The following is a 23,126-nucleotide window of genomic DNA, read 5'->3' as shown; positions in this document are numbered from 1 at the left end:
CTACTCTTGGAGACCAAGGCCGCCGCCTGCCCCGACCAGCCCCTCACAATCCGATCTTGCGGGGCGTCGGTCGAACAGGAATGTCCTTGGGTGGCCGCGACGGCGGCCAGCGAGATACCGAGACCTGACGGCGAGAAGCAAACCGTCGACTCGGGGTTCACCGCTGGCGGCTGTCCGCCTCCGCCTGGATCAGCATCCGCTTGAGCAGGGCGCTGAGCGCATCCTGCTCTGCCGGGTCGAGCGGGGCGACCATCGAGTCCTCCGCCTGCCCGCGCAGTTCCATCGCGGCCAGCCAGCGGGTGCGCCCCGCCTCGGTGAGCTCCACGTCCACGCGGCGTCGGTCCTGACTGCTTCGCACACGCCGCACCAGCCCTGACTGTTCCAAGGTGTCCAGACGGCCCGTCATACCAGCAGGGGAGAGCATGAGTTCAGCCGCCAGCTCAGAGGGGGTGGCCCGCCCCGGGGCCTCGCGCGCGCCGAGCCGGTGCAGCGTGGCGAACTCGAACTCCTGCAGGCCAACCTCGGCCAAGGCGCGGTCTTTGGCTTGGCCGACATGCTTGGCCAGGAGCTGTATGCGGGTGATGATCCCCTCCACCCGCGCGTCGAACGGGGCTTTGCCGCGCCAGCGTGCGAGGTGCACGTCGACGGAGTCGTCCCCCTCTGCGGGCCGCTCCCGGCCCGGACTCTCGGTGTCCATGCACTCAGTATGCTACGCCAGCTTATATTTCGTTGCCAGATGATTAGCTGGCGAAATACTATGCGCGCATGACGCACCCCATGCGCCGACTGCTGGTCGGCCGTACCTGCGCGGCGCTGGCCACCGCGCTGATACCCACCACGCTCACGCTCGCGCTGCTTCGAGGACACGCCGCAGGCTCGACGGGTTCGGCGGGGGATCTGGGCCTGGTGCTGGCTTGCGAACTGCTGCCCATGCTGGTGCTGCTGCCTTTCGCTGGTGTGCTGGCGGACCGCTTCCCGCCCCAGCGGGTCGTGCTCGCCGCCGATCTGCTCAGAGGCGCGGCGCAGACCGCGATCGGCGCAGAGCTGCTCTGCGGCCTGGTCCGGGTGCCAGACCTCGCCGTGCTCGCTGCGGTCACCGGCGCCGCGGTCGCCTTCGGCACCCCAGCGGTCCGCACCCTGGTCGCGGCGACCGTCGACGCCGACCAGCGGCTGCGGCTGAACTCGCGGCTGGACGTCGCCACCGGCCTGGCCCAGTCCGCCGGCCCTGCTACGGCGGGCGGCATGATGCTGATGCTCGGCGCCGGCTGGTCCTCGCTATTGACCGGCGCGCTCTTCATCGGCTCTGCAACCACCCTGGGCGGCCTGCACACCCGCCGGGCCGCCAGGCCGGCCGGCGGCGGCTCGGGGTTCCGGGCGCAGTTGCGCGAGGGCTGGACCGAGACGCGGCGCCACCGCTGGTTCCTCACCAATGTGCTGGGCCACGGAGTATGGCATCTGGCGGCTGGCTTCCTGCTCACCCTCGGACCGCTGATCGCTGTGCGGAGCATGGGCGGTGACGGCGCGTGGGTACTGGTAGCCCAGTTGGGGACCGTCGGCATGCTGGTCGGTGCTTTTGCCGCAGGACGGCTGCCGATACGCCGGCCGCTGGTCGGCGTGGCCGTGGGCGCGGCCGTCTTCGCGCTGCCGCTGGCGGCCTTCGGGTTGGAACTGGCGCTGCCCTGGGCGGCGTCTGCGTACTTCCTGGCGATGTTCGGGCTAGGGGTGCTCAGCCCGCTGTGGGAGACCGCCATCCAGCACCGCATCCCGCAGGAGGTGCTCGGGCGCGTAGGCTCCTTCGACGCGCTGATCTCGTTTGCCGCCCGCCCGTTGGGCCTAGCCGTGGCCGTTCCAGTTGCCACCCTGCTCGGCACCTCGGTACCGCTGCTGGCAGGCGCGGTGCTCGTGGCAGCGGCGAACCTGGCCGTGCTGCTGCTGCCCGAAGCGTGGGAGCACCCGGAGCCGGTCACGTCCCAGGGCGATGCCAGGCGCGAACCTGTGGCCGCGGCGGGCGGTGGTCAGCCGGAGGCTGGCTCCACGGCAGCGGACGGCACGTAGCCGGAGGATTGCAGACCCGTTGGCGGGCCGTGCCGTTGCCTGACTGACTGTCGTCGTGCCCATCTCGCGGGGCACCAAGAGGGTCCCGATGTGTGCTGTCCGACTGCGTCGTCTACACCTCGATCGGGCCCTCGCCGCTGGGCTTCCTGCCCTGCCGGGACGGGCCGCCGCTGCCCGGCGGCTTCAAGCTCGGCATCAACCCTGGCCAGGTCAGGCATGAGAGCACCCAGACCATCCTGGGGGGCGAGGAAGTCCGCCAGCGGTTCGACGCGCCGGAACTCAGCCTCGTCCGGTACATCAAGGACGGCTGCCATCGTGGTCTCCTGCTCGCCGTTGTCGGCGTCGATGACGGCCGCGTTCGGGAACGGCCTCGACAAAGCGAGTGGGTGCGAGCGAATGCTTCCTGTGTCGCCGCCGCGAGCTGGGCCACGCTGGTGCAAGCGGCGTCGCCCAGTCGGATGAGGGCTGCTGCTTGGTGCCCCAGGCCCTGTTCAACCTGCGGCAGCTGTTGGAGATGGTGCGCGGAAGATCTCCCGAAGTCGCTCGACCTCGGCTTCGATTCCGCAGGGTGGACGTTCATGCACCCTTCGGCGGGCGGCCCCAGCTACGCCGGGAGCTCCAGGGTGTGGTCCTGGTCGGCGAGCCAGTCGAGGCCCGCGGTGGCCTGCTTGACCTGGTCCGCGACATGTCTGCGGGAGGCTGGTGTGAGAGCGGAACGGTGAGAGGATTCCGAGGGTGATGGCAAACCAGTGAGTTCGGGCTTGGCGGTGGCGTCATGCAGGTCGGCGGTGGCCCGCAGCCGGTGGGCGTTGGCGCGTAGGCGTTGGCCGATGGGGTGTGGGGCGTGGTCGGCGAGCTGGTCGATCTCGTCGGCGCGTTCGCGCAGGAGACGGGCGGGGGTCCCGGTGCGCACGGTGTCGCCGCAGCCTGGCCGGCAGTCGTACTGCCTGGGGGCTGTGGCGCCGGGCTCCGGCTCGCACAGAGCCTTGTCGTGCTTGAACGCGCGGATCAGATACGCGTCGGGGTCGTCGTAGAGCACGATGCCGTCCCGGGCGAGGAAGGCGCTGGCCTTCTTCGCGAAGGTGCGGGGGACAAGGCGGCCCTCGAAGCGCGGGGCCTGAGCGGCGGCGGTCAGGGCCCTGCGGGCGGCGGGACCGGAACCCGCGCATGACGAGGACCACACCTGCCAGACCGGTGTCCGTGGAGGCCGTGTTCCCAGAGCTTGCCCCCTACCGGGGCCGGACGACCCGGTTGCACCCCCGGCCGGGGCGTCCCGGCCGGCACGACAGCCACGTCGGCGGTCCGACGCCGTGGCCGGGTGGCGAGCCGTGGCCGGTCTGCCACGAGACGCACCAGCACGAGGCCGAGGGATACGTACCGGATGAGATCCGCAGCGCCCGGGCCGCGGGTGCACAGCCGCAGAGCCGCCCGTGGCCCGGCGCCGGAAGTCCCGGGGAGGACGGACCAGTGCCCTTCGTGGGGCTCGTCCAGTTCTTCCTCCGGGACGTCCCGGGCCTGGCTGCCGGGCCCGACGGCGCGGATCTGGTGCAGCTCATCTCAAGCACGTCTTAGTAGCTAGGGGAGGCTTGTCGATCAGCTGCTGGCAGCTCATGTTCGGCAGCAGTTGTCAACCACCGGGGGTTATTTCTTAAACGTCGGCCCACCTGTACCGCGGGCCCCAAGGACCGCTGCGAGGTTTGCCGCCACGGCTCGGGTGGCCGGGTGACTGTCGCCCAGTACCCGCACGATGTCTTCGTTAGTCTGCTTGAACAGCGGGATAGCCTGGCCCAGATCCCCCGCCGACTGGTGAGCGAAAGCGAGATTGTTTCGGGTTCTGAGGGTGTGGGGGTTGTCCTCACCAAGCACCCGAACTCGGTCCTCCAAGGCGCGCTGGAGGTGCGCGATGGCGCGCTGGGTCTGGCCCTGGTGGATGAGAAAGACTCCGGTGCCGTGCAACAGGGTGGCGGTGGCTGCGGTGTCGGTGGCGGGGGGTGGGTGGCCGACGAGGGTGTCGATGTGGGGAATTAGGGTGCGCCAGCGGGCCAGGATTGCGGATCTCTCGGGTCGGCCGGGTCGGTAGGGGTGGCGCCTTGGAGGCATTCGGTGGCCTGGTGGAGGGCGGTGGTGATGTCGCCTGGCTGGCGGTGGGGGTCGGTGGTATCGGAGGCGCGTGCGAGGGCCTGGACGAGCCGGTGCACGCTCAGGGTGCCGTCGGTGGCGGTGATCATGTTGTAGGCGGCCAGGCGGCGCACCGCGCGATGGACCTCCGGCGGGGTGCCGAGGGGGTCCAAGAGGGTGCGGGGGATGTCGTCGGGGGCGTACCAGGCGAGGATTCGCAGGACCTGTCCCGCGAGGGGGGTGTCGGTGAGACGGTCCAGGGTGATGCGCCAGATCTGGGCGATGGTCTGTTCGCTGCGGTGTTTCTCCCCCGCCTCCCGATACATCTCGGTCGGGTGGTCGGTGAGTAGGCGCAGGTAGCCGTGGTGCGTCAGGCTGGCCTCGGCGATGTAGGCGCCGGCCTGTTCGACGGCCAGCGGCAGGTACCCGAGTTCTTCGCACAGGTCGGCGGCGCCGTCCAGGTCCGGGCTGCCGCCGGAGCTGGTGAGGATCCGCGTGAGGAGGGCCAGTGCCTCGGCGGGGGTGAGGACGTCCAGGGGTACCGGGGTGGCGGTGTCGTGCCAGCCGGAGGAAAGGCGGCTGGTGATCAGGATGCGGCCGGTGTCGGCGCGGGCCACCAGCTGCTTGATATGGCCGGGGTCATCGACGTTGTCCAGAATGAGCAGCCACCCATGGTGGGTGCCGAGCCACTGCACGGCTCGTTCCGCCAGCTGGTCCGGGGGCAGCTGGACGGGGGCGAGCTGCAGGGCGGCGGCCAGCGCTGCCAACCCCGCTTCCAGGTCGGCCGGGGTGTCGGCGGGGATCCACCAGACTGGGTTGTCGAGGCGGGTGCGGGTGGCGGCCCAGTGGGGCGGCCAGGGCGCTCTTGCCGACTCCGCCCAGCCCGTGCAGGGCCTGCACGACCGCCGCTCCCTCACCGACCAGCGCTGCATCCAGCAGTTCCAGCTCTCGTACGCGTCCCACGAACGCGGCGTGCCGGGCGTGCAGGTTCACCAGTCCTGGCGGAGCGTCCATCTGCGACGGCGGGCGCAGCTCACCCCGCGGCACCTGCACGATCACCGGATCGTTCCCGGTGATGGCGTTCCCGAGGAACGGACCGCCTTGGGTGTCGATCGCGATCGAGCGTGCACCCGACGCGGTCACGGCCGCCTCGGTGGCTGCCTCGTCCTGCGGTGGCCGCCTGCGTTTCCCCCCGAAGCTTCGTTTCACGGCCGCGGGCCGCCGTTCGTGCGGTCACCGGTGTCGATGTCGCCTTCCAGACCGTCGCCGAGGGCGACTGACCGTTCCCCGGAAGTCACGACCGATCCCGGCTGCCCCGGCGGCCCGGCAGGCGCCGGGGCAGCCGGAGACGGGGCCTGACTGGCCGCGGCAGGCGACGTCGGCATGCCGATGTCGCCCGTGGAGATGTTGCCCCTGACCGGCCCGCGGACCGCGACCGAGCGATCGCCGCGCGGCTCCACGCATCCGGCTGTGCCGGCACCGTCGCAGGAGGCGAAGCCCTGGCCCCACAGCACGGCCAGCGCTGCCACCGCCGCGCCCAGTGCCGATGCCGCTCCCCAGCGCGCACCCTCGTCTTTGACCAGCCACGGCAGTGCCCACACCCCGCACACCACCGTCGGCACCGCGAACGCCACCGCGGTCACCCCGGCCGCCACCAGCAAGCGCACTCCACGACCCATCGAGCCGCCACCCCCAACCCCCTGTTGCTGACGCGCCGTTACCACAATGGCACGCAGCGGCCCCTCTTGGATGACAAACAGCCGTGGACACACACCGGCAGGCTCGAAAGAGGACCCTCTGAAACTGCTGCCGCCCAGAGCCGAAGGGTCCGTGCTGGTGCCGGTGGACGTTGTCCGGTTCGTCGTCCAAGCCGTCGCGGTCGGGGCGGTCGGCAGCGGGATGTGGCTCTCGGGCCGGACGTCGATCTGGGGCTGGAAGGCGGGCGCCTTTTGTGGATGACGGCGGGCGCCGGCTCAGGCGCCCGCTGGGCCTGTCCCGCACGCTGTGGGCCATGGGGCGGCAGCCGGTCGGTATGGACGCGCGGGTGGTCAGGGTTCGGAGGCGGCCTGTGCCAGGATCGCGCTATGGCCGGTATGTCCGTCGTGCTCGATGTCATCAAGACCGCGGCGGCGGTCGCCGTTCCGGTGGTGGTCGTTGTTGTTGGCCATCGGTTGTCCATGCGGCTCAAGTTGTGGGAGGCCAGTCAGTGGCGCAATCAGGAGCTGATCAAGGCACGTCTGCAGTATTACGGGCAGCTCGCTCCGATGATCAACGACGTGATGTGCTACCTGACCTTCGTCGGTCGGTGGAAGGAGCTAACCCCGCCAGAGGTGGTCAAGATCAAACGCGACATGGATCGGATGTTCTTCTCCGTCGCTCCGCTGTTCAGCCAGCAAGCGTTCGACGCGTACGGGGATTTTGTCCGGGCCTGCTTCGTCGAGTACCGGGGTTGGGCTCAGGACGCCCAGATTCGAAGCGGTTTTGTCCGCAGGCGCCAGGCGCGGCCCGACTCGTGGGATTCCGAGTGGGAGCAGCTGTTTACGTTCAACGAGGACCAGGACATCCGCTGGGAGGGCCTCGCCCAAATCCGAGAGCAGTACGACCGTCTGCTCGCAGCCCTCGCTGAGGACATCGCACTGTCTGAGCCGCGAAGCCGCTATGCAACCGTCGAGGTGGTTGTCAACGCCCGCTGAGTAGTACCTGGCCGCACGACACGCCACCCGTGACGGCAGTTGTCACGTTCGTGGCTCGTGTGCACCGTCATCTTGTAGGGGACGGGCCGTTCTTGAAGCCGCTGCAGGGGTACGGCACCTGCCAGCGCCTGTGGCCACTGAATAGCCCTCGCTTGTGCCACTGGCACCCGGGCGGACAAGACCCACTTCCATCATGAGCTTGACGATCAAGCGCAGCAAGCCGATCAACAGGTCAACGCCTGTCGGGCAGTGGCCGACCGGCTGGAGGTCATCGACGCGCTCAAGGTGGTCATCGACCGGCTCGACGATGCGCTCGCCCAGGCCGCGAAAGCCGATCCGCGGGTCAAGGCCCTGACAACGCTGCTTGGCATTGGCCCTTTGACCGCGCTGGTCATCGTGGCGGAGATCGGCGACATCCGCCGGTGGTTGAGGTTCGGGCTGGGTTGCTGGGGCTCGGTGATGGGAGGAACGGGGGCTTGGGTCGGTGCTGAGCTGCTGGTTTGTCAGGTTTAGTGAGTGTTGGTCAGCTATGCTCGGTTTCCTTGTGTGGTGATCAGTTTTTTGAGCGTTGGTATGTGCTGGTAGTGGTGTTGGGGCGTGAGCCCGAACGGGTGGTGTCCACGTTCTGCTGTGCTTCGGGTGCGCAGCGTGTGAGGGAGACGGCTCTTCAGCGTGCGACGAGGCCGGCTGTGGTGAGGAGGTGTTGTTGGGTGGGGTGGAGGAGTAGCCAGCCGCGTTGCTGGGTTTGGAGCCAGTGGCGGTGGTGGGGTAGCCGGGGTGGGTGTGTGCGTGGTGGTAGGCGCGTTGTCGGCGCAGGTTCCATGGTGGGTTCCACCAGGGGTCGATCGTGGCGAGTGCTTGCTGGGTGGGGGAGGGGCTGCTGCGCTTCTTCGCGGGTTCGCGCTGTCGGTTGAGCCATTCGCCGAGGGGGAAGCCGTCGTGGACGGTTTTGATCGGCGGGCAGAGGTGGCCGTGTCCGCTAGCCCAGCTACGGGCGTGAGCGAGGGCTTCGGCGTGGGGCCGGGGGCGGGAACTGGGCGGCCACCGTTCGGCTGTCTGAGCGGTGATGCCGGTCGCGTTCAGCAGGTGCTGCTGGTCTGGGTGGAGCTGGTTGTACTGGAGGCAGGCCCGGGTGATCCAGCTGCCCAGGACGGTGCTCGGTGCAGGGATGCGGGCCGCGGGGTCGATTGGGTGGCCTGCGGCGATGTGGTTGCGGGCGCGGTGGTAGTTGCACTGCCAGTGCAGGTCCTAGGGCGGGTTCCACCAGAGGCCGATCGCGGCGAGCTCGGCCAGGTGAGGTGAAGGCGGCAGACCGCGGCGTGCGCGGTCCTTGGCGCGGTTGCGCTGGCTGAACAGCCGCCACCCCAGCGGATACTCGTCGTGCCGGGTGTCACGGGGAGCGGCGAGGTGGCCGTGTTCGGCGTGCCAGGCCCGGGCGTAGGCCAGGGCTGTTTCGAAGCCGGGTCTCAGGTCGGAGCGGTGCCCGAGGCGGTTGCGGGGTTCGCGGGGACGCTTCGGCTTGGCGGCACGTCGTGCGCGGCGAGGATCGGTGGGAGTTGCGGGCTCTGTAGCCCTTCTGGCGTGGCTGGTCTTGCCTTCCACGTCCGGGGCCGTGGCGGCAGCCGGTGTTTGCGAAGCCGTACGTGCGTGTTCTCGGGCCGTGCGGGCTACCGCGGTGGTGATGCCGATGTTGGTGAGAAGTTGCCGCTGTTCCTCGCTGAGTTCGTCGTAGGTGGTGCACTGGTGCCACAGCCAGTCGGCGGCACCGGAGTCCTCGAGGGCATTGAAGCCGTTCTCGGCCTGGAGACCGCGGCCGGCTGCAGCATCTCGGGCGCGGTGGTGGCTGCGCTGCCAGAGCAGGTTCCAGGGCGGGCACCACCAGGGACCGATGGCGTTGAGAGCCTGTTGCCGTTCGGGGGACAGGACTTTGCGTTGCTGCTGGCTTCGTTGGCCGGCGAGCCATCGGCCCAGCGGGTAACCGTGGTGCACGGTGGCCGCGCTGACCTGGGCGAGGTGTCCGTGTTCGGCGGTGTAGGAGCGGGCGTGGGCGAGGGCTTCTTCGGCGCCGGCCTTGAGGTTGCGTCGTCTGGGGCGGGCGGCGGCCGCCGCCGCGGCGTCGATGCCGATCTCGGTCAGGGGGCGCTGCTGTTCGGGGTGGAGAGCGGGGTAGCGGGTGCACTGCAGGTACAGCCATTCGCCCAGGCTGTAGCTGGTGGCGGGGAACCCGCTGCCGGGCTGGAGCGGGCCGTGGGCTTCGGCGTGGTCGTGGGCCTGGTGCCAGGTGCGCCGCCACAGCGGCTCCAGGGCGCGTTCCACCACGGGTACAGCGCGTTCAGGGCGGCGGCTTGGTGGTGGGCATGCGGGTGTGGCGGGTGGGCAGGTTGGACAGCCACGTGCCCAACGGGTAATCCCCCAAGCGTCTTCCTTGGGGACGGCCAGGTGGCCGTGCCTCTGGTGGTAGGTGTGGGCCCGGGCCAGGGGTCGAGGGAAAGCGGCCGCCCAGTGGAGTTCGGTGCCGAGCGCCTACCATCCCGCCGGTCGGGAGCTGGTTCTCGACGATCCGCTGCGCCAGGCCCTTGCCGCCCTGCGCGCCACCCGGGGCGCGTCCGACACCGAGAAGCAGAACCAGGCCGTGGCGCGCGCCGCCATCCGCGCCGTGGCGGACACCGTCCTCGAAGCCCGGCAGTCCACGGCTCGAACCGAGGGATGGTCGACCCAGCAGCGGCTGGCCATCGGTGGCGGTGCGGTTGCGGGAGTGCCGGTGCGGTTCGGTGGCCTGCAGGAGCAGGTCCCGCCGGGTCAGGCCGGCGGAGAGGGCGTCGAGGGCACCGAGGCGGATCAGGCGCTGGGCGAGCGGGAGGGACGGGCGGTCTGCGGGGCTGCGGGGACGGGCGCGAGCCGGTAGGCGTTCTCGTCGGTGATCACGCGGCCGGCGGTGGGCGGCGCGAAGTGGGTGCCGAGGACCAGGGTCTCCGTGTCGGCGAGGGAGCCGAGCAGCTTGCGGCGGGAGGCCTCGGACTGCTCCGGGTCGATGTCGACGCACGCACCGATGGAGGGGTGGGCGAACTGGACCGGGTGGTGGATGCAGTCGCCGGTGATCAGCGCCGTCTCACCCTGGCTGGTCAGCTCGACGGCGATGTGGCCGGGGGTGTGGCCGGGCGTGGGCAGCAGGCGCAGGCCCCGGGCGATCTCGACTCCCTTGGCCGGCACGTCGACGAGGTCGAGCAGCCCCGCATCCTCGACGGGGATCACGGAGTCGCGGAACATCTGCTTGCGCGCCTCTTCCATGTCGTACGTGGCCCAGAACTCCCGCTCGATGCGGGAGGTGAGGTAGCGGGCGTTGGGGAAGGTGGGGACCCACTCGCCGTCCACTTCCCGCGTGTTCCAACCGACGTGGTCGGCGTGCAGGTGGGTGAGGATCACCAGGTCGACGGAGGCCGGGGGGAAACCGGCGGCGGTGAGGCGATCGAGGAAGTCGGTCCGCAGGTTGTGCCAGGCGGGGTTGGCCCGCTCCTTGCCGTTGCCGATGCCGGTGTCGACGAGGATGCGCAGCCCGCCCAGGACGAACGCGAAGCTGTGGCTGTCGATGCGCAGGATGCCGTCGTGGTCGGCGAAGTCGGGGTGCAGCCAGTCCTGCTGCTTGACCACATCCGTGGTGGCGTCCGGCAGCAGCCAGGGTCCGGTCGCGGGTGGCAGGGGTGCCTCGTCGATGCGGTGGACGGTGACGTCGCCCACGGTCCAGGAGGGGATGGTGGTGGTCTCATCGGCCGGTGAGGCGTTCATGGTCCGTCGTTTCCTTTGTTCTTCAGTGGTTTTCAGCGGAGGTGGTCGCCTGCGGCGTGGAGCGCCTTGCGCCGTGACGCGGTCAGTGCTGCCACCGCCGCGACGGCGAGGAGGGCTGCGGCTGCGGCGTAGGTGTGGGAGGTGGTCCGCAGTCCGAAGTGCTGGGTCGCGGCGCCCGCGGCGATGGCGGGGACGCTCATGGACAGGTAGCTGAGGACGTAGTAGGCGGCCAGGGTCGCGGCGCGGTCCTGTTCGCCGAGCGAGGTGAGCATCATGCGTAGCGCGCCTTGGGATACGGCGCCGAAGGCGAAGCCCGCCAGGGCTGCGCCGGCGTAGACGGCGAGCAGGCCGACGCCGTGCAGACCGGACAGACTCAGGGCCACGGACGGGATCACCACCACGGCTCCGCCGGTGGCTGCGGCAAACGGCGTGGTTCGCCGCAGCGTCCACACGGTGAGCGTGGCCGCGGCGCTGACGGTGAAGAAGACCATGCCGCCGAGCGCGTACGGGGCGCCGGGGGCCACGAGGCGTACGAGTGCCGGGCCGAGGGAGGAGTAGAAGCCGCCCAGTGCCCAGACGGCGACGACTCCGGTGCCGGCCGCCAGCAGGGCGCGGCGGGCCGTAGGCGGCACGGCGAGCTGGGGCCGCAGGGAGCGCAACGCTCCGGCGCGTGGGCGGGCCGTCTCCGGGATGAACGTGACCGCGATCGCCTGGGCGGCGAACAGTGCTGCCAGGAGCACGTACACGGTGGCCGTGGGGGCGGGGGCGAAGCGGACGAGGAGGGTGGCGACCAGTACGCCGGCGGCCATGCCGGCGACCGGGGCGAGGCTGTTGGTCAGGGCGGACCGGCCCGTACGCCGGGGGTCCGCCAGGTCGAGGAGGGCGGCGCCCGCGGCGCTGGTGGCCGCGCCCGTGGCCGCTCCCTGCAGGATGCGGGCGGCGATCAGCGGGCCGGCGCCGTTCGCCGAGGCCAGGAGCAGCATCGAGACTGCCTCCAGGACCAGGGCGCCCACCAGGACGGGGCGCCGCCCCAGGTGGTCGGAGAGCGCTCCGACGGTGAGCAGGGCCACCAGCAGCGTCAGGGAGTAGGCGCTGAAGATCACCGTGACCGTCAGGGGGGTCAGGCCCCACTGGTCCTGGTAGAGGGGGTACAGGGGGGTCGGCGCGCTGGAGGCCGCCAGAAGCGAGGCCAGGATCGACGCGTTGAGGACGAAGGCCGCTGAGCGGTTCACCGTGCCGGGGCAGGCGGTCGAGCAGGGGCATGGTGCGGGTGCGCCCGGTGTGGCGCTGGACATGAGATTCCTTCCGCTAAACGCAACGGGTTTGCTTTAAGTCACCGTAGGGCCCTAGTGTCGCTTAAAGCAAACCGTTAGCTTTTGGTGTGGGGATTGCTCCACAGCTTCAGTTCGAATCAGGAGAGAACACTCATGTCCGCTGCTGAACTCACGCCGCCGGAGGCGGCCCTCTGGGCCGACCGCGCAGGGCTCCCACTGCGGGCCGACCGGCACGCCGCGGTGGCCGCCACGGCCAACCACATCCACTCCGTCGTCGCGGTCCTGCGGGAACTGGACTTCGGGGACACCCCGCCTGCCGCCGCCTACCGCGCGGGAGAGGAGAAGAACGATGCAGCCGCATGAACTGTCCCTCGCCGCAGCCGCTGACGCGATCCGGGCACGGAAGCTGTCCCCCGTCGAGCTGGTGGACTCCGTCCTCGACCGGATCGAGAAGGCGGAACCGCACCTGAAGGCCTACGTCACCGTCACCGCGGAACAGGCACGCCTGGCGGCGCGCGAGGCCGAGCAGGAGGTCGCTGCCGGCCGCCTGCACGGCCCGCTGCACGGTATCCCCATGGGGCTGAAGGACCTGATCGACGTCGCCGACGCGGCCACCACGGCCAGCTCCCGGGTCCGCGCGGACCACCGCGCGGAGACCGACAGCACGGTCGCCGCACGTCTGACCGCGGCCGGCGCGGTCCTGGTCGGCAAGACCCACACCCATGAGTTCGCCTACGGTCTGACCACCCCGCAGACCAACAACGCCTGGGATCAGGATCGAGTCGCGGGCGGCTCCAGCGGCGGATCCGCCGTCGCCGTCGCCGCGGGCACCGCGACCTTCACGCTGGGCACCGACACCGGCGGGTCGATCCGGGTGCCCTCCGCGCTCAACGGAGTCGTCGGCCTCAAGCCGACCTACGGCCTCGTCCCCCGTCACGGCATCACGTCACTGTCCTGGTCGCTGGACCACGTCGGGCCGATCACTCGCACCGTCGAGGACGCGGCCCTGGTCCTGACCGCCCTGGCCGGCCACGACCCCCGCGACCCCGCCTCCCTGGCCACGTCCGCCGCGGACTACCGGCCGGGCGCGGGTACGGATCTGACAGGGCTGCGTGTCGGTGTGCCGCGCAACTACTACTTCGACCACGTCGACCCCGAGGTCGAGGCCGCCGTCCGGCGCGCCATCGCCGAACTCGAGACCCTTGGCGCGCGCCTCGTCGAGGTCGAGATCCCGATGACGCGCTTCATCCAGGCCACCCAGTGGGGCCTGATGGTGCCGGAGGCCACCGCCTACCACGAGCGAACCCTGCGCGCGGTCCCCGAGCTGTACCAGGCGGACGTCCGCATCCTTCTCGAAGCCGGCGAGCTGATGCCGGCCGGGGACTACCTGCGCGCCCAGCGCTCCCGCACCCTCATGCGGCAGGCCTGGGCGCGCCTGCTGGAGGAGGTCGACGTGATCGCCGCCCCGACGGTCCCGGCGGCCGCGGCGAAGGCGGACCAGTCCACTCTCACCTGGCCGGACGGCACCGTCGAGGGTGTCTCCGACGCCTACGTACGCCTCTCGGCCCCCGCCAACATCACCGGGGTGCCCTCGCTGTCCGTGCCGGTCGGACACGACACGACAGGCCTGCCCATCGGCATGCAGCTGCTCGGCCGCCCCCTCGGGGAGCCGACGTTGTTGAGGGCCGGCCACGCCTACGAGCAGACGCAGCCCGCGCGCCGGCTGGCGGCGGCATAACGAACCGACCGAGCGGCCCAGGCCGGACCGGCCGGGGCCACGGACGAGCACTTGAAGCAACATATTTGCTTTAAGGTGGTTGTATGAGCCGAAAGCCAATGGTGCGCCCCGGAGGGCGCAGCGCCAGGGTGCAGGCGTCGGTGCACGCCGCCGTGCACGAACTCGAGGCGGAGCTGGGCCGCGAAGCACTCACGGTCCCCCTGGTGGCAACCCGCGCCGGAGTCACCCCGTCCACGATCTACCGCCGCTGGGGCGATCTGCAGGAGCTGCTGTCGGACGTGGCGGTCGAGCGCCTGCGGCCCGAGACGGCGCCGGAGGACAAGGGAAGCCTGAGGTCCGACCTCCAGGCCTGGGCCGAGCAGTTCCTCGAGGAGATGGCCGCCCCCACGGGCCGCGCCTACATCCGCGACGCCCTGCTCGGTGACCCGGACGGCAGCAACGCCGGCCAGTGCTCCGCCTACGCGGCCGAGCAGATCGACGTCATCCTCGACCGCGCGGCCAACCGCGAGGAGACCACACCCGACGTCGAGACGGTCCTCGACCGCGTCGTCGCCCCCATGATGTACCGCATCCTCTTCCGCCCCGACGGACTCGACACCGCGTACGCGCGTCAGCTGGTGGCAGGGCTGGTCGGCTCGACCGACCACTGACCGAACGCCTCCGCGAGCGGACTGTTCCCCTGAGGCCGGATGCTCAGCCGGGTGCCGTGCGAGCGCGACAGTCAGCGGCGCAGGCCTGGCACTCGCTGCAGCCACCGTCCCGGCCCGGAGCTCCCCACGCCACGGCAACGCTCTTCATACCGATAGTGCTCCACACGGCCGGCGCCACCCGGGCCCGGACCATCGGTCCAGGCCGTGAACGAGTGCAGGTCGGCGGCGACGAGGGGCCGCCCCGCCGCGTGTGCCTCAAATCCACACGCCGAAATCCAAGACGAGCGGCGAGCTTGTGGTACCCGTCGAGGAGGTAGCTCACCTCACTTCGCTGGTGTCGGCAGTGTCAGGGCGAGCTGTCGGGTGCGTGACGCTCGGAGGGGGATGTGTTGGTGTGCGGGGTGGCGGCTGATTCCACCAGGGGGATCGATGCGCGGCGACCTTTACGTTCAAGAGGCTGATGCATGGGGGCGAGTACAGGATTAATGGTGTCCTCCATCTGGGCGCGTGAGGGGTACTGGTGCTCTAAGAACGTCCCCCAGGGGGTCCGTAACGGGCTTGGCGGGGGCAGATCGTGGACGGATGTTCTATTCATGAGTGGTGGCCGCTCCGGCTGCGCCGTGGAGGGATTCAGGGCACTCGAACGCGGCACGTCTCACGTTCGTGGTCTTGTCGACGCAGGTGTGGACGCGTGCCCGGAAAGGCGGCAGCCGGAAGAGGCGCTGCCTGAGGGAGGTGGCTGGATCAGGTCACGCGGTGGGGCGCTCCAGAGCTTCGTTCCAGGCGTCGATTCCGGCCGGGTCAAGGAGTGGAGCGACTGGGGTGTCGAGGTACTCGTGCTCGACGGAGTACAGGCCGGCGGTCCCGGCGTGGCCGAGGAAGAGCCGCCGGGCGAGGATCTTGCGGTTCCAAACGTCCAAGCCGAAGGATGCGCGGTTCCGGGACGCGTGCGAAGCCATGACCGCGGCGGTGTAGGGGCCGATACCTTTGATTTACTGGAAGGTCTCCACGAGCTCGTCGGTGGCCTGGAGTTCCTCGGCGGAGTGATCACGGAGTAAGTCAGCGAAGTGGGGGAGTGTCTTGGCACGGTAGCCGAGGCGGTCCTGCTGCCTGAGGGTTTCGGCGGAGACGTGGGCCAGTTCCGCGGGGGTGAACCAGGCTCTGAGCGTGATGCTGCCGAAGTTGACGAGCTGCCCGTGGTGGGTGAGGAGGTTGCTGGTCATCTGGGTGGTGCGGGCGATGGTGGTGTTCTGCAGGAGCAGGGCGACCACGGCGATCTCGAAGTGCTCTTCGGGACAGCTCTGTCGCATGCCCGACAGCGACTCATCCGCTGCACATGACGACGGAACGCGCCACCGCGCCTGCGCCATGACGGCCTCCTGCCGGTGGACCGCCGTGCACAGCTCTCCTGCGCGAGAGGCGCTGGGCCACTCGCCAGCCACCCGGTGACGCTGGGCCCCGAACTGTGCATCGCATTTGTCCATCCGGGCCACCTATCGTGCACAGTCACAGTGCAGACGCAAGCCGCCTGGAACGCCATCTATCAAGCGCTCGCCGCACCCCGCCCCCGCGACACCACCGCCCTGCGCCGCCGCCTGCTGCTCCTGCCCGTCCGGCTTACCCGCCCGCGCATCCGCGGCACCGTTGCGGTCGTAATCGCGAATCCGCACGTACGAGGCGCTGCCGAACGACATCGATGCCTTGCGCAGAGCCTTTTGCGCGGCGTTGAACGCGCCAGTCGTGGGGTGGGCGCGGTGCGCGAGCGTCGTTTCGATGGACCACGCGCGCATAGTCACGGCCTGCTCGCTCCACCCCTCAGCGTCGTAGGTGGTGACGACCTGCTGCGTTGGTTCGATCTTCGGTGTGAACTCGGTGATCCCCGGGACCAGGGTCCATACCGGGGTGCCCGGGGTGATGCTCATGTCCAGTTCGAGCCGGTACCGGCGCGCGAGCGCGGTCACGGTCTCGGCTGGGGGGCGTTGGGGTGCTCACGTGGGCGCCTCCTATTCGAGGTTTGGGTACATGCGATGGGCGTGGGCGTAGTAGTTGCTTGTCCGCTCCCAGCGACCGGAGGAGTCAGCGCCGATTACAACGGCCGAGAGGCGGTAGACGAGCCGCAATGGGACGGCGCCGAAGGTGTGGGGGCCGGAGCCGTGCAGTACGGCGTGCACCTGGTCGTCGAGCGGGTCGACCTCGCGAGGGTCGGTGCCTGCGCGGATGCGCGCCTGAATGCCGGTGGCGGCGTCGGTCAGCAGTTCAGCAGTGAGGACTCGGTGACCGGATAGGCCGTCAGTCAGATGACGCGGTCGGGAGCGGGCGGGGTAGCGGCGATCGTGATCGCTGAACGCACCAGCCCCAACCGGACAGGACAGCAACAGCGACGGTGCGGATGCGGCCGCGCCACCGGCGGCCGCGGGTGGCGCCGAGACCGTGGGCCGGGTCCTCGCGATGGCCGCCGCTGCAGCGAGCCCCTCGCGGCTCGGCGATGCCGCAGAGATCGAGGCCGTCACCGACGCGATGATCCGGCTCCTGGTGGGGACGCCGCTGCGCTCCGATGGCCAGCTGACCATCAAGTCACTCGCCCAGGAAGCCGACGTCAAGCGCAACAAACTCACCCACAAGCACACCGGGCTGAAAGGCCTGTTCTACGCCCTGGTCCGGATGCAGGATGCACGTCCGAAGGTCGTCGACGACCTCAAGCGGAAGAACGACGAACTGCAGCACAAGCTCACCCGCCTGAGCGCCCAGCACAACCAACTGCGGACATGCTTCCAGCAACTGGTGCGGGTCTTGCACGTTCTGAAGGCTGAGAACCAGCAGCTGCGGCAGTCCGCCGGCAGCGACGGGGGCATTCGTGTCCTACCTGTCCAGCACCAGCCAAAGGGCTGACCGACGCATGCCCGTTCGAAGCACCGTACGCCCGCGACGCTAAGGCAGACCTGACCGACTGACGACGTCGGCTCCGGCCCGCGTCGAACAACGCGAGCCGGAGCCGAACGGGACACGGGAAGGTGATGCTGGTCAGTCCACGGACCGCACGGTGGGCATGGCGAGGGCGACCGGTCCCGTGCCGGAGCCGCTCTTGCAGGAGTCGTGGCAGTCCTTCTCCAGGCTGCAGCACAGTGAGCAGATCGCCCCGGCGTGGAAGGGGCAGTTCGCCACGTCCGGCCGCTCGAAGTCGGTCGTGCACACGGTGCAGGTCAGCATGGCCGCGGAGGGCAGGCCGTCCGCCCCGAGCAGCGGCTGCTCCAGGTCGTCGACGCGGGCGATGTAGTACCTGCCCTTCGTGAGCATCGCGAACAGCGGTGAGAGGACCATCGCGAGGAACAGGGCGATGAAGGGGGAGTATGCCTTGCCGTAGTCTCCGAACGCCTCGAAGTAGGCCGCGATGGAGACGGCCGAGGCGATGAGCATCGATCCGAAGCCGACCGGGTTGAAGTTGTACAGGTGCGCGCGCTTGAACTCGATGTACGAGGGACTGAGCTTCAGCGGTTTGTTGATGACGAGGTCGGCGACGACCGCGCCGATCCAGGCGATGGCGACGTTGGAGTAGAAGCCGAGGACGGTGTTCAGGAAGCCGAAGACGCCGCCCTCCATCAGGGCCAGCGCGATGCCGACGTTGAGGAAGATGTAGACGACCCGGCCGGGGTGGCGGTGGGTGAGGCGGGAGAAGAAGTTCGACCAGGACAGCGAACCGGAGTACGCGTTCGTCGAGTTGATCTTTATCTGGGACAGGATCACGAAGAACGTGGCCAGGCCCAGGGCGACGGGTGCGGCGAAGGTCTTGAAGCCGTGGACGTACTGCTGGATGGGCTCGTTGGCCTTGGACAGGCCCACGCTGCCGGCGATGTAGAAGGCGAGGAAGGCCCCGCCGATCTGCTTGGCCGCGCCGAGCACCACCCAGCCCGGGCCGGCGGAGAGGACGGCGCCCCACCACTTCCTGCTGTTCTCGGGTGTCTTGTCGGGCATGAAGCGCAGGTAGTCGACCTGCTCGCCGATCTGGGCGATCAGCGACAGGGCCACGCCGGCGCCCGCGCCGACGCCGAGCATGCTGATGCTGGAGCCGGTGGGGGAGTTGCCGGCGAAGTGCGTGAACTGCGAAAACTCGTCCGGCTCCTGGATGGCGATGGACACGAACGGCGCGACCATCAGCACCAGCCACACCGGCTGCGTCCACACCTGCATCTTCGACAGCGCCGTCATGCCGTAGATGACGAGCGGCAGGATGATCAGCGAGCAGATCAGATAGCCGACGGCGAGCGGGATGTGCAGCCCCAGTTCCAGGGCCTGGGCCATGATCGAGCCTTCGAGGGCGAAGAAGATGAAGGTGAAGCTGGCGTAGATGACCGAGGTGAGCGTGGATCCGAGGTAGCCGAAGCCCGCGCCCCGGGTCAGCAGGTCCATGTCGATGGAGTACTTCGCCGAGTAGTACGAGATCGGGATGCCAGTCAGGAAGATGACCACCGCCGCGGCCAGGATCGCGACCATGGCGCTGGAGAAGCCGTTGGAGATGGCGATCGAGCCGCCGATGGCGAAGTCGGCGAGGTAGGCGATGCCACCGAGTGCCGTGGTGGCCACCACGTAGGGGGTCCAGCGGCGGAAGGACTTCGGCGCGTAGCGCAGGGAGTAGTCCTCCAACGTGTCGTTCCGCGCCCAGTTGTTGTACGTCCGTCCGCCCGTACTCGCCGGCGGTGCTTCCTTGTCGACGATCTCCGTCACGACATTCCCTCTTCCCAGCACTGGGGACGACCCGGACGACCCCGGGTGATTGCACGGAAGAGTCACGCCGCACTGTTTCTTGAACGTTTCGCTTCCTTTAAGGGAAAGGTCTTTAACGGGCCTTTATTCGATGCGCGTAGATAGCACGCCAACGGGAGCGAAACCGTGTGGGCCGGGGTGCCCGTCCATGGGCGACTGCGGCGAGCGAAGGGCCCGATTGAATACGGATGCCTCGCCTCCGCCAGATGCTTCCCGTAGAAAGTATTTCTGTGGCAGGGTGATGTCAACGGCAGGGATCGGAGTCAGAGTTGGGTGACGATGTGGAAGTCGAAGGCATCCGCCCGAGCCAGGTACAGCCGTTGGGTGAGATGGTTGCCGCGCAGCCGCAGTGCGCCGCGCGGGCCCTCGTAGGAGACCGCTTCGCCCACGGTGCACATCGCCCGCACGTCCAGCGACCGCGCCCGCTCGGCCAACGCCGCCAGCAGGCGCACCCCTTCGAAACACGACTCGCCCAGACTGCCCACGACTGGGGCATCCACACCGAACCGCGCCGCGTAACGGGCGCTGAAGTCCAGGCTCTCGGCGGTCGCGAGCGTCTCGAAGAAACCGGCCGTCGCCCACAGCCCGTCGGTGGCCTCGGCACCGGTGGCCAGCAGGATGTTCTCGTCCATATGGGTGCTCAGCCGCAGACACCGCTGGTGAAGGCCGTACGCGGCGAACGCCCGGTTGAAGCGTGCCGCGTCGTCGCCGACCAGCAGCATCAGCACCGCGTCCGCCTCGCACCGCTCGATCCGGCGCAGCACCGGCCCGAACTCATGCGTCCCCAGCGGCACGAAGACCTCGTCGCGCACCAGACCGCCGCACGCCCGGACGTATCGACGTGCGGCGCGGGCGGTCACGCGCGGCCACACATAGTCGTTGCCCACCGTGCACCAGCGTCGCGCGCCGGTCGCCTCGGCCAGCAGCCGCATCGCCGGCAGCAGTTGCGCGGCATCGGTCTCGCCCGTCAGGAAGACCCCGGGTGTGCGCTCGCCACCCTCGTACTGGGCTGTGTAGACGTATGGAACGCGGCCCGCGATCCGCGGCAGCAGTGCCTGGCGCACGGCCGAGGTGTGCCAGCCCACCACCCCGTCGACCGCGCGCAGCGACACCAGCGCCTCGACCTCGGCCGCCACCCGCTCCGGCGATGCCCCGCCGTCCACCGTGACCAGGCGGACCTCCCGGTCCAGCACGCCGCCCAGGGCGTTCAGTTCCTCCGCGGCCAGTTGCGCGGCCAGCTCGCACGACGGGCCGAAGACCCCCGCGGGTCCCTGCAGCGGCACGACCAGGGCCACGACCAGCGTCGTGCTCGAATCGCCATTCCCTCTGGGCGGTACCGGATGCACAGACCACCTCCGTGAGGGCACTGGGCGCGCGGATCCCGGTCCGGGCCCCGGCACCCTCGCGGAGGCTCGTAATCTGCCCGAACACTAGACCTGTCGGAAGGACACCGGCAATGCCCTCCGAACCCTCCTCCCCGGACCTTGCCCACCTCCTCAGTCACGCCGAGCGACGCCTCGGCCGGCGCTTGGCCGCGGTGCTGGCCGAGGAGGGCTGCTCGGTGGAGGAGTGGCGCGTCCTGTCGGCCGTTGCCGACGGGCAGGGCCACCCGATGTCCGAAATCGCCGACCACGCCCTCATGCCGGCGCCCACTCTGACCAAGCTCGTCGACCGCATGGTCGCCGGTAACCTCGTCTACCGTCGGCCCGACCCCGGCGACCGCCGCCGCGTCCTGCTGCACCTCACCGCCCGCGGCCGCATCCTCCACCAGCGCGCCGCCCACCGCGTCCACTCCGACCAGACCCGGCTTCTCGACGCCATCGGTGACCAGGGAAAACTCGCCCAGCTCCTGCCTCTGCTCGCGGCAACGGTCGACGGGTTGCCTGCGGTGGCGCCCAGCCGGCCGCACAGTTGAACTTTTCGATCAATGGCCGCGGTCACGTCCCTGTGTGGCGAAGTTGGGCCTGCGCTTCAGCGTCTTGGCGGTCGAGCGAGCGAGTTGGACGACCGGGTTGGCGTGACAGCCAGCGGGAGGGGTGAAGCCCTGCGCGCGCTCAGAGGGGAAGCGCGGCCTGGGTCCAGCCCTGCCGGCGGTAGAAGGCAACGGCGCGCGGCGAGCGGAGGCCGGCGCTGGTGATTCGAGCGATGCTCGGTCATGAGCTGTGGGGGCGTGTCAGTCGGGGCCATTGCTGGGCCGACGCCGAGGCGATCGGGGCCTGGCTTCGGGCCGGAATGCCCGACGACGGCACGCTGCCCGACCGGCTGCGCACGGCCCCGGCGCCGCGCAGGTGGCGCACCTCAACTGACGCACCCCTCCCGGATGCTGTGCGTCAGCCGATGTCGCGTGCGCCGAGGTGCAGGTGCTCGATGTGGTGGACGGCCTGGGCGACGTGGTCGTCGTAGAGGCTGTAGACGATGCGACGGCCGTCGCGGCGGCCAGTGACCAGGCCCAGGGCGCGCAGCAGGCGCGGTTGGTGGGAACGGCGGACTGTTCCATGCCGATGGCGGCGGCGAGTTCGCCGACGGGGCACGGGCGTTGCCGCAGGGTGGTGAGGATCAGTAGGCGGGACGGTGTGGCGAGGGCCTGGAACGTCGTGGCGACGGAGGCGGCGGAGGCCTCGTCGAGCCGGGCTGCCGCGAGAATGTCGCGGCCGCCGGCGTCGAAGTCATCGGCGTGCACGGGCGCGTGCCTCGCGCGGCGGGCGGATGAGCTGGAGGGCCAGGGTGGCGGTCGGTTCGGCGATGCCGGGTCCGCCCTGGGGTGCCCAGCGCAGCAGGTCGTCGGTGCTGTCGTCGTCCATGGCGAAGCCGCCCCAGACGGCGCGGCCTCCGCCCCGGCGCCCGGCGGTGGAGGGCTGGACGACGATGACGTCGGCCTGGTCGCAGGGACCGAGGCAGTCCGTCGTACGGACCTGGAAGCCGTGCTCTGCCGCGCCAGTGTGCCTGGGGTCGCCCGGCTGTGGCGTGCCACAGGGCTACGGTGCCGTCGCCGTCGCTGGCCACTTGCCCGGCCGCGCCCGGTCGCCAGGCCAGCGCGGTCACCGTCTCGTGGTAGCGGAGTGAGTGCGGTGCGGTTCCCTCCGGCCCCTTGCCGGAGAAGTCCCACACGGTCACGTCGGGTGCGCCGTCGGCGGCCAGAAGCCGGTGTCGTCGAAGGCGAGCCGGGAGACCTTCTCCGGTCAGCCGGACATGGTCAGCTCGCCGCCGCCGCGGGCGCGCCAGATGTGGATGGAGGCGTCCTGGTTGCCGCTGCAGATCCACCTCCCGGTGGGCGCGACGGCGAGTGCGAGAGGGGAGCCCACGTAGGGGTAGGTGGCGACCGGTTTCTCGGTGTGCCGCTGGTGGCAGCGCACGGCCCCTTACGCTGCCACGGCCAGTCGCCGCCCCTGCCGCATCCAGGCGAGGTCGGTGAGGGGCGACGCTGCGGGCTCCGTACGCCACAACTCACCGCGGTCCGCGTCGGGTACGAGTGCGCGGCGGCCAGAGGCGACCGCGACCCGGGTCCGTCGGCCCAGGCGGCGGCCGCCGCCTGGGCCGACGGACTCCCGCACCGTCGTACGGCCGTCCGAGCGGCGCCACAGGGCGTACCCCAGAGGGCCGGTGGCCACCACGTGCCCGGCATCCGGGGAGAGCACGACCGCGAGTGCACCTCCGGGAACCTCGAACGCCCCGACGTCGACGTTCAAAGAGATCAACGACCGTCACTCCGAAGAGCCGCAGCCCAGCAGCGGCTTGGACCTCTCCGTGAGGTGGTCGTCAGCCATGCTGAAGCCGCCGACGGCGCGATCGTCCTCCTGCGCGTCGCAATCGACCACGGTCAGGATGCCGGGGATACGAGGCGATCGTGACCGGCAAAGGATCCGGCACCGCGGTGTCGGGGCGCAGGGTGAGGCCGCTGTGCAGGACCTGCTCGATGCCGGCGCCGGCCCGAGTCCGAGGGCGCGGGCGTTCCCTCGTCGTCCTGGGCGAAGGCGAGCAAGACCCTGCGGCTGGCAGGGTCGGCTGCTACTTGTTGAGGAATTCCAGCAGGTCCCGGTTGAACCTCTCCTTGTCGCCC

At 70.0% G+C, this 23,126-nt stretch carries 26 protein-coding genes and 3 pseudogenes; 11 read left to right on the top strand and 18 right to left on the bottom strand.

The window, feature by feature from the left end; translation table 11 throughout:
- Positions 1-157 precede the first annotated feature (157 nt).
- The gene (locus tag IE244_RS28850) at positions 158-697 is read right to left on the bottom strand and encodes a MarR family winged helix-turn-helix transcriptional regulator (RefSeq protein ID WP_191876496.1); all 540 of its coding nucleotides are present in this window, start codon (positions 695-697) and stop codon (positions 158-160) included.
- 68 nt (positions 698-765) lie between these two features.
- On the opposite strand from IE244_RS28850, the gene IE244_RS28845 reads away from it, so the two are divergent.
- A complete protein-coding gene (locus tag IE244_RS28845; RefSeq protein ID WP_229854382.1) occupies positions 766-2,055 on the top strand; it encodes an MFS transporter in 1,290 nt (429 codons plus the stop codon).
- Positions 2,056-2,147: 92 nt separating this feature from the next.
- Positions 2,148-2,408: pseudogene (locus IE244_RS42255) on the top strand (telomere-associated protein Tap); the annotation flags it as partial.
- A 251-nt stretch (positions 2,409-2,659) separates the two neighbouring features.
- Here the strand turns inward: IE244_RS42255 and IE244_RS28840 are convergent.
- The 4 genes from IE244_RS28840 to IE244_RS28825 all read right to left on the bottom strand — a co-directional run bounded on the left by IE244_RS28840 (position 2,660) and on the right by IE244_RS28825 (position 5,807).
- A complete protein-coding gene (locus tag IE244_RS28840; protein ID WP_229854381.1) occupies positions 2,660-3,238 on the bottom strand; it encodes a hypothetical protein in 579 nt (192 codons plus the stop codon).
- A 458-nt stretch (positions 3,239-3,696) separates the two neighbouring features.
- On the bottom strand, positions 3,697-4,155 hold the full coding sequence (locus IE244_RS43220; RefSeq protein ID WP_373305786.1) for a tetratricopeptide repeat protein: 459 nt from the start codon (positions 4,153-4,155) through the stop codon (positions 3,697-3,699).
- Complete coding sequence (locus IE244_RS28830) at positions 4,080-5,105, bottom strand: tetratricopeptide repeat-containing protein (RefSeq protein ID WP_191876494.1); 1,026 nt, start codon at positions 5,103-5,105, stop codon at positions 4,080-4,082. Before IE244_RS28830 ends, IE244_RS43220 begins: the two co-directional genes overlap by 76 nt.
- Before the next feature lie 273 nt (positions 5,106-5,378).
- Positions 5,379-5,807, bottom strand: coding sequence for a hypothetical protein (locus IE244_RS28825; RefSeq protein ID WP_229854379.1), 429 nt, complete (start codon positions 5,805-5,807; stop codon positions 5,379-5,381).
- A gap of 450 nt (positions 5,808-6,257) precedes the next feature.
- On the opposite strand from IE244_RS28825, the gene IE244_RS28820 reads away from it, so the two are divergent.
- Together IE244_RS28820 and IE244_RS28815 are read left to right on the top strand one after the other, a co-directional pair.
- On the top strand, positions 6,258-6,866 hold the full coding sequence (locus IE244_RS28820) for a hypothetical protein (RefSeq protein ID WP_191876492.1): 609 nt from the start codon (positions 6,258-6,260) through the stop codon (positions 6,864-6,866).
- Positions 6,867-7,115: 249 nt separating this feature from the next.
- Entirely contained in the window at positions 7,116-7,379 is a 264-nt protein-coding gene (locus IE244_RS28815) for a transposase (RefSeq protein WP_191876491.1), read from the top strand.
- A gap of 375 nt (positions 7,380-7,754) precedes the next feature.
- On the opposite strand, the pseudogene IE244_RS42245 reads toward IE244_RS28815, so the two are convergent.
- Both IE244_RS42245 and IE244_RS28805 read right to left on the bottom strand, forming a co-directional pair.
- Positions 7,755-7,820, bottom strand: a pseudogene (locus tag IE244_RS42245) (hypothetical protein); the annotation flags it as partial.
- A 294-nt stretch (positions 7,821-8,114) separates the two neighbouring features.
- The gene (locus IE244_RS28805; protein WP_191876490.1) at positions 8,115-9,185 is read right to left on the bottom strand and encodes a helicase associated domain-containing protein; all 1,071 of its coding nucleotides are present in this window, start codon (positions 9,183-9,185) and stop codon (positions 8,115-8,117) included.
- A gap of 193 nt (positions 9,186-9,378) precedes the next feature.
- Here IE244_RS28805 and IE244_RS28800 point away from each other — a divergent pair, with 193 nt between their 5' ends.
- A complete protein-coding gene (locus tag IE244_RS28800) occupies positions 9,379-9,771 on the top strand; it encodes a hypothetical protein (protein ID WP_191876489.1) in 393 nt (130 codons plus the stop codon).
- Here the strand turns inward: IE244_RS28800 and IE244_RS28795 are convergent.
- Positions 9,705-10,649, bottom strand: coding sequence for an MBL fold metallo-hydrolase (locus IE244_RS28795; protein ID WP_191876488.1), 945 nt, complete (start codon positions 10,647-10,649; stop codon positions 9,705-9,707). The two genes, IE244_RS28800 and IE244_RS28795, sit on opposite strands and share 67 nt — an antisense overlap.
- A 32-nt stretch (positions 10,650-10,681) precedes the next feature.
- Complete coding sequence (locus IE244_RS28790; protein WP_191876487.1) at positions 10,682-11,944, bottom strand: MFS transporter; 1,263 nt, start codon at positions 11,942-11,944, stop codon at positions 10,682-10,684.
- A 132-nt stretch (positions 11,945-12,076) separates the two neighbouring features.
- Between IE244_RS28790 and IE244_RS28785 the strand changes: the two genes are divergently transcribed.
- From IE244_RS28785 to IE244_RS28775, 3 genes are all read left to right on the top strand, one after another.
- Positions 12,077-12,286 (top strand): hypothetical protein, encoded by a 210-nt coding sequence (locus IE244_RS28785; protein WP_191876486.1) that lies wholly within the window; start codon positions 12,077-12,079, stop codon positions 12,284-12,286.
- Positions 12,273-13,661 carry an amidase gene (locus IE244_RS28780; protein WP_191876485.1) on the top strand — a complete coding sequence of 463 codons (1,389 nt, stop codon included), beginning with the start codon at positions 12,273-12,275 and terminating at the stop codon, positions 13,659-13,661. The genes IE244_RS28785 and IE244_RS28780 overlap by 14 nt, the downstream gene beginning before the upstream one ends.
- Before the next feature lie 83 nt (positions 13,662-13,744).
- Positions 13,745-14,311 carry a TetR/AcrR family transcriptional regulator gene (locus IE244_RS28775; RefSeq protein WP_191876484.1) on the top strand — a complete coding sequence of 189 codons (567 nt, stop codon included), beginning with the start codon at positions 13,745-13,747 and terminating at the stop codon, positions 14,309-14,311.
- 749 nt (positions 14,312-15,060) lie between these two features.
- Here the strand turns inward: IE244_RS28775 and IE244_RS28770 are convergent.
- The 3 genes from IE244_RS28770 to IE244_RS28760 all read right to left on the bottom strand — a co-directional run bounded on the left by IE244_RS28770 (position 15,061) and on the right by IE244_RS28760 (position 16,272).
- The gene (locus tag IE244_RS28770) at positions 15,061-15,231 is read right to left on the bottom strand and encodes a hypothetical protein (RefSeq protein WP_191876483.1); all 171 of its coding nucleotides are present in this window, start codon (positions 15,229-15,231) and stop codon (positions 15,061-15,063) included.
- Between the two features lie 72 nt (positions 15,232-15,303).
- On the bottom strand, positions 15,304-15,621 hold the full coding sequence (locus IE244_RS28765; protein ID WP_191876482.1) for an HhH-GDP family DNA glycosylase: 318 nt from the start codon (positions 15,619-15,621) through the stop codon (positions 15,304-15,306).
- Positions 15,622-15,804: 183 nt separating this feature from the next.
- Positions 15,805-16,272 carry a phage tail tube protein gene (locus tag IE244_RS28760; protein WP_191876481.1) on the bottom strand — a complete coding sequence of 156 codons (468 nt, stop codon included), beginning with the start codon at positions 16,270-16,272 and terminating at the stop codon, positions 15,805-15,807.
- Between the two features lie 192 nt (positions 16,273-16,464).
- On the opposite strand from IE244_RS28760, the gene IE244_RS42880 reads away from it, so the two are divergent.
- Entirely contained in the window at positions 16,465-16,596 is a 132-nt protein-coding gene (locus IE244_RS42880) for a hypothetical protein (RefSeq protein ID WP_268252916.1), read from the top strand.
- 163 nt (positions 16,597-16,759) lie between these two features.
- Positions 16,760-17,200 (top strand): hypothetical protein, encoded by a 441-nt coding sequence (locus IE244_RS28755; protein WP_229854378.1) that lies wholly within the window; start codon positions 16,760-16,762, stop codon positions 17,198-17,200.
- Between the two features lie 132 nt (positions 17,201-17,332).
- Here IE244_RS28755 and IE244_RS28750 read toward each other — a convergent pair whose 3' ends face one another.
- Together IE244_RS28750 and IE244_RS28745 are read right to left on the bottom strand one after the other, a co-directional pair.
- Positions 17,333-19,030, bottom strand: coding sequence for a purine-cytosine permease family protein (locus tag IE244_RS28750; RefSeq protein ID WP_191876480.1), 1,698 nt, complete (start codon positions 19,028-19,030; stop codon positions 17,333-17,335).
- 302 nt (positions 19,031-19,332) lie between these two features.
- The gene (locus tag IE244_RS28745) at positions 19,333-20,415 is read right to left on the bottom strand and encodes a substrate-binding domain-containing protein (protein WP_191876479.1); all 1,083 of its coding nucleotides are present in this window, start codon (positions 20,413-20,415) and stop codon (positions 19,333-19,335) included.
- A 110-nt stretch (positions 20,416-20,525) separates the two neighbouring features.
- On the opposite strand from IE244_RS28745, the gene IE244_RS28740 reads away from it, so the two are divergent.
- Complete coding sequence (locus IE244_RS28740) at positions 20,526-20,984, top strand: MarR family winged helix-turn-helix transcriptional regulator (protein WP_191876478.1); 459 nt, start codon at positions 20,526-20,528, stop codon at positions 20,982-20,984.
- A 415-nt stretch (positions 20,985-21,399) separates the two neighbouring features.
- Here IE244_RS28740 and IE244_RS28735 read toward each other — a convergent pair.
- From IE244_RS28735 to IE244_RS42235, 4 genes and pseudogenes are all read right to left on the bottom strand, one after another.
- Positions 21,400-21,749: pseudogene (locus tag IE244_RS28735) on the bottom strand (ArsR/SmtB family transcription factor).
- Positions 21,736-21,870, bottom strand: coding sequence for a hypothetical protein (locus IE244_RS43215; RefSeq protein ID WP_373305785.1), 135 nt, complete (start codon positions 21,868-21,870; stop codon positions 21,736-21,738). Before IE244_RS43215 ends, IE244_RS28735 begins: the two are co-directional and overlap by 14 nt.
- Before the next feature lie 378 nt (positions 21,871-22,248).
- Complete coding sequence (locus IE244_RS42240; RefSeq protein WP_229854377.1) at positions 22,249-22,422, bottom strand: hypothetical protein; 174 nt, start codon at positions 22,420-22,422, stop codon at positions 22,249-22,251.
- A gap of 6 nt (positions 22,423-22,428) precedes the next feature.
- Positions 22,429-22,764: a hypothetical protein gene (locus IE244_RS42235; protein WP_229854376.1), complete on the bottom strand. Its 336-nt coding sequence runs from the start codon at positions 22,762-22,764 to the stop codon at positions 22,429-22,431.
- Positions 22,765-23,126 lie beyond the last annotated feature (362 nt).

The sequence above is a fragment of the Streptomyces filipinensis genome (genome assembly GCF_014649495.1).
Lineage (GTDB): Bacteria > Actinomycetota > Actinomycetes > Streptomycetales > Streptomycetaceae > Streptomyces > Streptomyces filipinensis.
This window is presented reverse-complemented; position numbering and strand designations above follow the sequence as displayed.

Coding starts and splice junctions, on each gene's coding strand:
- IE244_RS28830 (WP_191876494.1), bottom strand. CDS start 5,105: ATGCAGCGCTGGTCGGTGAGGGAGCGGCGGTCGTGCAGGCCCTGCACG.
- IE244_RS28765 (WP_191876482.1), bottom strand. CDS start 15,621: ATGCGACAGAGCTGTCCCGAAGAGCACTTCGAGATCGCCGTGGTCGCC.
- IE244_RS28795 (WP_191876488.1), bottom strand. CDS start 10,649: ATGAACGCCTCACCGGCCGATGAGACCACCACCATCCCCTCCTGGACC.
- IE244_RS28755 (WP_229854378.1), top strand. CDS start 16,760: ATGGCCGCCGCTGCAGCGAGCCCCTCGCGGCTCGGCGATGCCGCAGAG.
- IE244_RS43215 (WP_373305785.1), bottom strand. CDS start 21,870: ATGGACGACGACAGCACCGACGACCTGCTGCGCTGGGCACCCCAGGGC.
- IE244_RS28775 (WP_191876484.1), top strand. CDS start 13,745: ATGAGCCGAAAGCCAATGGTGCGCCCCGGAGGGCGCAGCGCCAGGGTG.
- IE244_RS28780 (WP_191876485.1), top strand. CDS start 12,273: ATGCAGCCGCATGAACTGTCCCTCGCCGCAGCCGCTGACGCGATCCGG.
- IE244_RS28850 (WP_191876496.1), bottom strand. CDS start 697: ATGGACACCGAGAGTCCGGGCCGGGAGCGGCCCGCAGAGGGGGACGAC.
- IE244_RS28740 (WP_191876478.1), top strand. CDS start 20,526: ATGCCCTCCGAACCCTCCTCCCCGGACCTTGCCCACCTCCTCAGTCAC.
- IE244_RS28820 (WP_191876492.1), top strand. CDS start 6,258: ATGGCCGGTATGTCCGTCGTGCTCGATGTCATCAAGACCGCGGCGGCG.
- IE244_RS43220 (WP_373305786.1), bottom strand. CDS start 4,155: ATGCCTCCAAGGCGCCACCCCTACCGACCCGGCCGACCCGAGAGATCC.
- IE244_RS28790 (WP_191876487.1), bottom strand. CDS start 11,944: ATGTCCAGCGCCACACCGGGCGCACCCGCACCATGCCCCTGCTCGACC.
- IE244_RS28845 (WP_229854382.1), top strand. CDS start 766: ATGACGCACCCCATGCGCCGACTGCTGGTCGGCCGTACCTGCGCGGCG.
- IE244_RS28785 (WP_191876486.1), top strand. CDS start 12,077: ATGTCCGCTGCTGAACTCACGCCGCCGGAGGCGGCCCTCTGGGCCGAC.